Here is an 8,133-nt window from a genome sequence, read left to right as displayed (position 1 = left end):
GTTAACGGGGGGGGGGGGGGGGGGCGCCCACGGTACCCCCCCCCCCCCCCGGGGTGGCCTCCCGGGCGCCGGGGGGGGGGGGGGGGTCCCCCCCGCGCCGCGGGCCTTCTCGTGCGGCTCAGCCGGTGCTGCAGCTGACCGTCGGCCAGGTCCAGTTGCCGTTGGCCTGGATGGTGGCGCCCCAGGTGCTCCCGCTGCCGTTGGGCTTGGCGGTCAGTGTCTGCGCGTCGGGGTAGCTCGCGCTGACGTTCCAGGTGGACAACACCTTCGCCGGGGACGGCACGTTCATCGTCACGGTCCAGTTGCCCGCCCCGCTCACCGAGACGTTGAGGTTGTACCGGTCACCCCAGGTCTGCCCCGCCGACAGCGTCGCGGTGCAGCCGCCGCCACCGCCCCCTCCGCCGCCGGTGCCGCCGCCGTCGGGGGCGACCGCGCGGCCGGTCGCCGGGGAGATCATGCCGGAGCACAGGCCCTTGGCCGCCAGGGTCTGCGCGATGCGGGGGATCGCCGCGAGCGTGTTGGCGGGCCAGTCGTGCATGAGGACGACCTGGCCGTTGCCGAGCCGGGACACGGCCTGCACGATGGCATCGGTACTGGCGTTGTTCCAGTCCTGCGAGTCGACGTCCCAGATGATCTCGGTCAGGCCGTACTTGGCCTCGACCGACCGCAGCGTGGAGTTGGTCTCGCCGTACGGCGGGCGGAACAGCTTCGGCGTACCGCCGCCCGCGGCCGCGATCGCCTGCTGGGTCCGGGAGATCTCCGACTCCATCTGGGCCTGGCCGAGCTGGGTCATGTGCGGGTGGGTGTAGCTGTGGTTGGCGACCCACATGCCGGCGTCGGCCTGGGCCCGGACGAGGGACGGGTTCTGGGCCGCGTACTGGCCCTGGTTGAACATGGTGGCCCGCAGCCCGTTCTGCTTGAGGGCGTTCAGCAGGGACGACGTGGTGCCGGAGGGGCCGTCGTCGAAGGTGAGGCCGACGTAGCCGGTGCAGGCGGCGGCCTGGGCGGGTGCGGCGTCGGCGGCGACGGTGCCGGCGGCGGCCAGCGCGACGGCGGCCGCCCCGGTGACCAGGGGACGCCATGACGGACGGGGTCTGGTGCGCATGCGGAGGGGTCCTCCTCGCTCGTCGGTGGATGGCGTCAGCCCGCGCTGCAGCTGACCGTCGGCCAGGTCCAGTTCCCGTTGGCCTGGATGGTGGCGCCCCAGGTGTTCCCGCTGCCGTTGGGCTTGGCGGTCAGCGTCTGCGCGCTGGGGTAGCTCGTGCCGACGTTCCAGGTGGACAACACCTTCGCCGGGGACGGCACGTTCATCGTCACCGTCCAGTTGCTCGAGCCGCTCACCGAGACGTTGAGGTTGTACCGGTCGTCCCACTTCTGCCCCGCCGACAGCGTCGCGGTGCAGCCTCCGCCACCGCCCCCTCCGCCGCCACCGCCGGACGTACCGCCGACGTTGATGCTGGAGCTGCCGCTGCTCTGGTAGCCCTCGGTCGCCATGATCATGTAGTAGTTGAAGCTGCCCATCGGCATCCCGGCACGCGACCACGCGTCGAAGTGGTTGCCCGTGGTGATGGTGCCACCGGTCCGCCTCGACTGCCGCACGCTCCAGTACTGGTCGAAGGTGCGGGTGCCCTCGACGGACGGGGCGTTGTACCGCGTCGTCCGGTAGATGTCGTAGGTGCCGCCGTCGCTGTTCACGGTGCCCATGAAGGTGCCCGTGGGCCGGAAGGTGCCCCAGTTGTCGACGATGTAGTACTCGACGAGCGGGTTCGAGGTCCACCCGTAGAGAGCCAGGTACGCGTTGCCGGACGGGTTGAAGGTGCCCGAGTACTGCACGGTCCTGCGCCCGCCGTTGCTCCAGCCCTTGCCGGCCACGAAGTTGCCGGTGTTGCGCCACGAGGTGCTGTACTGGCCGCCGGCCCCCATGTTCATGGAGACGGTGCCCTGGCTGTCGGTCCAGAACGAGTAGTAGTAGCCGTTGTCGGTACCGGTCTGGTTGGTGGTCACGACCGTGTCGGCGTGGGCGGTGGCCGGCAGCAGCAGCGCGGCCAGGGCGGCCAGGGCGACGGCCCACGCGCCGCGGACTGACAGGGAGACCGAGCCGCGTCCGCGGCGCCTCGGTCCGGCGAGGACGTTCATCGCGATGCTTCCTCTCCTGGGGGGTACGACGACGGCGCCAGTGTTGGCCTGCCCCCGTCAAGCGTCAATGGTTTCGGTAATTGTTTCGAAAGCTTCGGACGCCGGAGAGGTGCAAGGGTGGATGGTTCTGGCTGTTCAGGCGCACACTTGCCAAGATTGAGCCATCCGCGAGCAGCCGACGCCGGAACGTAGATCAGAAAGGGTGAGGAGGCGTCACGAAACTTTCGAAGGGCCCGGGGCCGGGCGTACCGGGCACATGACCTTGCCCGACTTCGCCGGCCCCAGCCACACCTGACTCGCCGGCAGCTTCACGGGCTCGCGGGTGGCGGGGTCCCACAGCACCGCCGTCTCCCCCGCGATGCCGAAGGAGAGGTAGGGCCGGGACGGGTTCAACCGCGGTCCCTCTCCGGCGGCTTCGTCGGCCGGCACGACGAGCCGTACGCAGGTCCACTTCGGTTCGACGCCGAAGTACGACGGCGGCTCCGCACCGCGCCGGGCCGCCGCGACCGTCCGGTCCACGGCCGTCGCGGCGGAGTCCCAGGCCTGCAGCCCCGCGCCGGCCAGCATCGCCACGAAGAGGCACACGTTCAGGATGATGTTGGTGCCGTCCCCCGGGGTGGCGTACCGGTGGTGACGGTGCTTGGCGAAGCCCCACCAGGCGGGGACGATCATGACGAGGCTGAGCATCACCAGCAGCTTCACCGAGGCCGCGAACTGCCAGACCGGCGGCACGTCGAGGTCCGACGGGCTGAGCGAGAGGCCGTCGGCGTACAGGGCGTGCAGGACGGACCCCGCGGCCACGAAGGCGGAGACGGTCAGGGTGGCCGTCAGCGGGACCGCCCAGGCGACCCACTCGCCCCACGTCCACTGCCGCGCCAGGAGCCACAGCCCCGCGAGGACGGCGACCACCACCGCGGTCGTGAGGGTCTCGCGCGGGGTCCAGGCCTTGCCGTCGCTGCTGAGCAGGCCCATCCCGAAGGCGGCGAAGACCAGCAGGCAGAGCAGGGCGAGGACGACGCCCTCCTGCCGCTTGCCCGCCCGGCTCATGTCCCAGCCGGACCAGAGGGATCCGCAGGCACCGAAGAGCGCCAGGGTCCCCAGGATCCACCGGGGGGCGCCGGGGACCGCCGCCGAGGCCAGCGTGAGCGCGCCCGCCGACATCAGGGTCCACAGGACCAGCCGGTAGATCGAGTGCTCCAGCTGCTCCTCCCGCCGGTACGGAGCGGGTTCGCGGCGCCGCCCGTCCAGCGGCCGGACGGCCACGGCGGGGCGGGGGGCACCGGCGGGAGCGTCGGCGCGGGCCAGCCGCAGCGCCTGGCGCGGCCCGCCCGCGACGAATCCGCCGGTGTCGTGCCTGCCGAGCCGCGTGGCCGCGCGGGTGAGGTGCCGTCGCCAGGCGGGCTGCCTGCCGGGGCGCCGGTGGGCGGTGCTCACGATCCGCCAGTGGGGGAACAACTCCCGGTCGCGCTCGAGGGGTTCGGCCCGGCGGACGTACCCCTCGAGGTGCGCGCCGCGCAGCACCTTGCGCACCCGGTCGGCCGCGCCCCGGTCGCTGCCCTTGGCCGCGCCGAAGAGGCGGACCTCTATCTCGTACACGCGGGAGTCGGGGTCGGCTTCCAGGGCCGCGCCCAGCGGTCCCCGGCCCGCGGGGTGGGCGTCGCGCACCGGCCAGCCGTGCGCCTCGAAGCGGGCCTCGGCCTCCCGCCAGTCGTGCTCGCCGCCGCAGACCTGGACGAACACCCGGATCCGTTGGTCGTAGCGCGTGTGGGCCATGCGGTCCGCCTCCTCCTGCACCGGGTGTCGCACGAAACAGCCAGGAGACTACGGAACGCCACGCACCGGACGTCACCCGGGCTCCCCGCCTCGCGCCGGCGGGCGAGTGGCCCACCTGACGCCCTGTCGGAACTGATGAATGATCAATAACCTTGTGCCGTACACCAAGTCACGACCCTGGGAGCCCCATGCCCACCGCCCAGCAGGTGCCCGACATCCTCTCGCCCGAGTTCGCGGCGAACCCCTACCCCGCCTACCGCGTCATGCGGGAGACCGCGCCCCTCATCTGGCACGAGGCGACGCAGAGCTACATCGTCTCGCGCTACGAGGACGTCGAGCGCGTCTTCAAGGACAAGGCCGGCGAGTTCACCACGGACAACTACGCCTGGCAGATCGAGCCCGTGCACGGCAAGACGATCCTCCAGCTCAGCGGGCGGGAGCACGCCGTGCGCCGGGCGCTCGTCGCCCCCGCCTTCCGCGGCAGCGACCTGGAGCGGAAGTTCCTGCCCGTCATCGAGCGCAACTCCCGCGAACTGATCGACTCCTTCCGGCACACCGGCTCCGCCGACCTGGTCACGGACTACGCCACCCGCTTCCCGGTCAACGTCATCGCCGACATGCTGGGCCTGGACAAGGCCGACCACTCCCGCTTCCACCGCTGGTACACGGCCGTCATCGCCTTCCTCGGGAACCTGTCGGGCGACCCGGAGGTGACGGCGGCCGGCGAGCGGACCCGGGTGGAGTTCGCCGAGTACATGCTGCCGATCATCCGGGACCGCCGCGAGAACCCGGGCGACGACCTGCTGTCCGCGCTGTGCGCCGCCGAGGTCGACGGGGTGCGGATGAGCGACGAGGACGTCAAGGCGTTCTGCAGCCTGCTGCTCGCCGCCGGCGGCGAGACCACCGACAAGGCCATCGCCGGCATCTTCGCGAACCTGCTGCTCCACCCCGACCAGCTCGCCGCCGTCCGTGCGGACCGCTCGCTGATCCCGCGCGCCTTCGCCGAGACCCTGCGGTTCACCCCGCCCGTCCACATGATCATGCGGCAGTCGGCGACGGAGGTGACGCTCAGCGGCGGCACCATACCCGCGGGCGCCACCGTCACCTGCCTGATCGGCGCGGCCAACCGTGACGAGAGCCGCTACCGCGACCCCGACCGCTTCGACGTCCTCCGCGACGACCTCACCACCACGACCGCCTTCTCCGCCGCCGCCGACCACCTCGCCTTCGCGCTCGGCCGGCACTTCTGCGTCGGCGCGCTGCTGGCCAAGGCCGAGGTGGAGATCGGCGTCGGCCAGCTCCTCGACGCCATGCCCGACGTGCGCCTCGCCGACGGGTTCGAACCGGCCGAGCAGGGGGTGTTCACCCGGGGACCGCAGAGCCTCCCGGTGCGCTTCACGCCCGTGCGGGACTGACCCGCACCGCCCGTCCCACTCGCCGGTCCGCGCCGGTGTCCGGGCCCTGATCACGGGCCCGGAAGCCGCGCTACTGCACCACCGGCGTGAACCGCACCGGCAGCGCCGACAGTCCGCGCATCCAGATCGACGGCCGCCAGGCCAGCTCCTCCGGGTCCGCCGCCAGCACCAGGTCGGGCAGCCGCTCCAGCAGCGTCTCGACCGCCGTCCGCGCCATCACGTCCGCGAGCAGGGGAGCCGGATAGGGGCAGCGGTGCTCGCCGTTGCTGAACGACAGGTGCGCGGCGTTCTCCGCGCCCACGTGCCCCTCGGGCCAGATCTGCGGGTCGGTGTTGGCCGCGGCCAGCCCGAGCACCAGGCAGTCGCCGGCCCGGATCTGCCGGCCGCCCAGCTGGACGTCCCGCGCCGCCCACCGCCCGATGAAGTTCTGCGTCGGCGTGTCCAGCCACAGCACCTCGTTGAGCGCCTCGCCCACGCTGAGCCGGCCGCCCGACACGTTCACGGCGAACCGCTCGTCCGTCAGCAGCAGCCGCAGCGTGTTGCAGATCCAGTTCGCGGTCGGCTGCTGCGCCGCCGCGATCACGGAGATCAGGTCCTGGACGATCTCCTCGTCCGTCAGGCCCGCCGGGTGGGCCAGCATGCGCGAGGTGACGTCCGGGCCGGGGACGGCCCGCTTGTCCCGCACCAGCTGACGCAGCCGCTCCCCCACGCGCGCGTACGCCGCCACCGGGTCGTCGCCCTCGACGGCGTCCAGGGAGATCCGCAGGTCGTCGACGAGCCGGCGGGTGTCCTCGCCCGTGGTCGGCATCCCGCACATGTGCACCACGGTGCGCATCGGCAGGGCGTGCGCGTAGTCGGCCATCAGCTCCGCTCGGCCGCTGCCGGCGAACCGGGCGATGAGCTCGTCGGCGATCAGCAGGCAGTCGTGGGACAGCTCGAACTGGTCGATCCCCTCCAGCGCCTCGGTGATCACCCCGGCCCGCCGCCGGTGCTCCTCGCCCTCGGCGAAGAGCACCGACGGCTGGTACCCGACGAAGGGCAGCAGCGGCCAGTCCGGCGGGATGGAGTCCCACTGGTTCCAGCGCCGCGAGTCGCGCGCGAACAGCTCGTCGTGGCTGGTGACGTACGTGACCTCCGAGTACCCCAGCACGAGCCAGGCGGGGATGTCGCCGTCGAGCAGGACCGGCGCGACCGGACCGTGCTCCCGGCGCAGCGCGCGGTAGAGCTGCGCCGGCGTCTGCTGGTACTCGAGCCCCCCGAGGCGCACCGCCCCGGCGTGGGCGGGACAGCCCGGGGGCGCCGGTCGCGCGGGAGGGTAGCCGGAGTCGGTCACAGTGTCGCCTCCTGGGCGATGGCCATGTCGTGCAGGTGGTTGACGAGGGTGAGCAGGACGTCCTTGCCGGACTGCCTGACCCGCGCGTCGCAGTCGACCATCGGCACGTGCGCGGGCAGGGCGAGCGCCTGGCGGATCTCGTCCAGGGAGTAGCGGACGCCGTCGTCGTCGAACCGGTTCACGGCCACCACGAAGGGCGTGCGGTGGTGTTCCAGCCTGTCGATCGCGTACCAGGAGTCGTCCATCCGCCGGGTGTCCACGAGGACCACGGCGCCCAGCGTTCCCGAGAACAGCCGGTCCCACAGGAACCAGAAGCGCTCCTGGCCGGGGGCTCCGAACAGGTACAGCACCATGCGGTCGTTGAGGGTGATCCGTCCGAAGTCGAACGCGACCGTCGTGGTGGTCTTCCCCGTCACCGCACCGGTCTCGTCGACGCCCACGCCGGCCTGGGTCATCACTTCCTCGGTGTTGAGCGGCCGGATCTCGCTCACGGAGCGGACGAGGGTCGTCTTTCCGACGCCGAATCCGCCCACGACGACGATCTTCAGACCGGTCTCCGCGGTGTCGTTCAGCGGTGTGCGGTGGGAGGGCAGCTCAGAGGTTGCGGAGCCCATGGAGCACCTCTTGGAGTAGGGCGGAATCAGGCAGGGAGGCGACGGACTGCGCCGTGCGCGGGTGGCGGGCGGTGATGCGGCCCGTGTCCAGCAGGTCGCCGAGCAGGATCCGCACCACCGTGACCGGCAGTGCGAGTTCCGCGGCGATCTCGACGACGGCGGTGGGGTGCCGGCACATCTCCAGGATCCGGGCCAGCTCCGACTGCATCCCCGGCACCGGCCCGCTCTCGCTGACGACGAGGGTGACCAGGTCGAAGGACTCGTCGGCACGGCTGCGTCCACGGGTGACGGTGTAGAGCCGGTCGGGATCACCCGTGTCGACGGGCTTGCGCATCACGCGGTGCCGTTCGCCCTGGCCTGGTCCCGCGGCTCGGCCCGCAGGTGCTCGCCGATCTGCTCGACCAGCTCCGTCATCTGGTGGCCGACCACTCCGGGATCGGCGTCCTCGCCGGCGATGACGGCGAGGTGCGCCCCCTCGCCGGCCTCCACGATGAACAGCAGGCCGCCGTGGAACTCGGTCATCGACTGCCGGACCCCGCCGGTGCCGTCGCCGAACTCCATGGAGGCCCCTTGGGCGAGGGCCTGGATGCCGGAGCAGATCGCCGACAGCTGGTCGGCCAGGTCGAGCGTCAGGTGCTCGCTCCAGCAGAGCTTCAGGCCGTCCCGGGAGAGGACCAGGGCGTGACGGGCTCCGGGGGTCTGTTCCAGGAGACCTTGCAGGAGCCAGCTGAGGCTGTTGTCGGTGGTCTGCATGATGGGTGATGGGACGGTGGTGCCCGGCTGACCGGCCACCGGCCCGTTCCTCCTATCTCACGAGCTCGAGCGGGAAGGGGGCGCCGTCGCTCCGGACGCCGTACGGGAA

8 protein-coding genes are annotated in these 8,133 nt (G+C 72.0%); 1 reads left to right on the top strand and 7 read right to left on the bottom strand.

What is annotated here, in order from left to right; genetic code table 11:
- Positions 1 to 118: 118 nt before the first annotated feature.
- The 3 genes from ACFWJB_RS14345 to ACFWJB_RS14335 form a co-directional block, all read right to left on the bottom strand.
- Positions 119 to 1,105 (bottom strand): polysaccharide deacetylase family protein, encoded by a 987-nt coding sequence (locus ACFWJB_RS14345; protein ID WP_386922407.1) that lies wholly within the window; start codon positions 1,103 to 1,105, stop codon positions 119 to 121.
- A 35-nt stretch (positions 1,106 to 1,140) separates the two neighbouring features.
- Positions 1,141 to 2,136, bottom strand: coding sequence for a glycoside hydrolase family 11 protein (locus ACFWJB_RS14340; RefSeq protein WP_386922405.1), 996 nt, complete (start codon positions 2,134 to 2,136; stop codon positions 1,141 to 1,143).
- Between the two features lie 213 nt (positions 2,137 to 2,349).
- The gene (locus tag ACFWJB_RS14335; protein WP_385469959.1) at positions 2,350 to 3,909 is read right to left on the bottom strand and encodes a hypothetical protein; all 1,560 of its coding nucleotides are present in this window, start codon (positions 3,907 to 3,909) and stop codon (positions 2,350 to 2,352) included.
- Between the two features lie 188 nt (positions 3,910 to 4,097).
- Here ACFWJB_RS14335 and ACFWJB_RS14330 point away from each other — a divergent pair, with 188 nt between their 5' ends.
- Complete coding sequence (locus tag ACFWJB_RS14330) at positions 4,098 to 5,324, top strand: cytochrome P450 (protein WP_385469961.1); 1,227 nt, start codon at positions 4,098 to 4,100, stop codon at positions 5,322 to 5,324.
- Between the two features lie 70 nt (positions 5,325 to 5,394).
- On the opposite strand, the gene ACFWJB_RS14325 is transcribed toward ACFWJB_RS14330, so the two are convergent.
- From ACFWJB_RS14325 to ACFWJB_RS14310, 4 genes are read right to left on the bottom strand one after another with little or no spacing between them, the layout of a single operon-like run.
- A complete protein-coding gene (locus tag ACFWJB_RS14325; protein WP_386922402.1) occupies positions 5,395 to 6,657 on the bottom strand; it encodes a cytochrome P450 in 1,263 nt (420 codons plus the stop codon).
- The gene (locus ACFWJB_RS14320) at positions 6,654 to 7,271 is read right to left on the bottom strand and encodes an ATP/GTP-binding protein (RefSeq protein ID WP_385469965.1); all 618 of its coding nucleotides are present in this window, start codon (positions 7,269 to 7,271) and stop codon (positions 6,654 to 6,656) included. The genes ACFWJB_RS14325 and ACFWJB_RS14320 overlap by 4 nt, the downstream gene beginning before the upstream one ends.
- Complete coding sequence (locus ACFWJB_RS14315; protein ID WP_385469967.1) at positions 7,252 to 7,608, bottom strand: DUF742 domain-containing protein; 357 nt, start codon at positions 7,606 to 7,608, stop codon at positions 7,252 to 7,254. Before ACFWJB_RS14315 ends, ACFWJB_RS14320 begins: the two co-directional genes overlap by 20 nt.
- Positions 7,605 to 8,024, bottom strand: a complete 420-nt coding sequence (locus ACFWJB_RS14310; RefSeq protein WP_385469969.1) for a roadblock/LC7 domain-containing protein — start codon at positions 8,022 to 8,024, stop codon at positions 7,605 to 7,607. The genes ACFWJB_RS14315 and ACFWJB_RS14310 overlap by 4 nt, the downstream gene beginning before the upstream one ends.
- Positions 8,025 to 8,133 lie beyond the last annotated feature (109 nt).

Source organism: Streptomyces sp. NPDC127100 (genome assembly GCF_042724095.1).
Classification (GTDB): Bacteria; Actinomycetota; Actinomycetes; order Streptomycetales; family Streptomycetaceae; genus Streptomyces.
Note: the sequence above shows the minus strand (reverse complement) of the source record. Positions and strands in the feature narration are given on the sequence as shown.

Coding starts and splice junctions, on each gene's coding strand:
- ACFWJB_RS14335 (WP_385469959.1), bottom strand. CDS start 3,909: ATGGCCCACACGCGCTACGACCAACGGATCCGGGTGTTCGTCCAGGTC.
- ACFWJB_RS14345 (WP_386922407.1), bottom strand. CDS start 1,105: ATGCGCACCAGACCCCGTCCGTCATGGCGTCCCCTGGTCACCGGGGCG.
- ACFWJB_RS14340 (WP_386922405.1), bottom strand. CDS start 2,136: ATGAACGTCCTCGCCGGACCGAGGCGCCGCGGACGCGGCTCGGTCTCC.
- ACFWJB_RS14330 (WP_385469961.1), top strand. CDS start 4,098: ATGCCCACCGCCCAGCAGGTGCCCGACATCCTCTCGCCCGAGTTCGCG.
- ACFWJB_RS14320 (WP_385469965.1), bottom strand. CDS start 7,271: ATGGGCTCCGCAACCTCTGAGCTGCCCTCCCACCGCACACCGCTGAAC.
- ACFWJB_RS14310 (WP_385469969.1), bottom strand. CDS start 8,024: ATGCAGACCACCGACAACAGCCTCAGCTGGCTCCTGCAAGGTCTCCTG.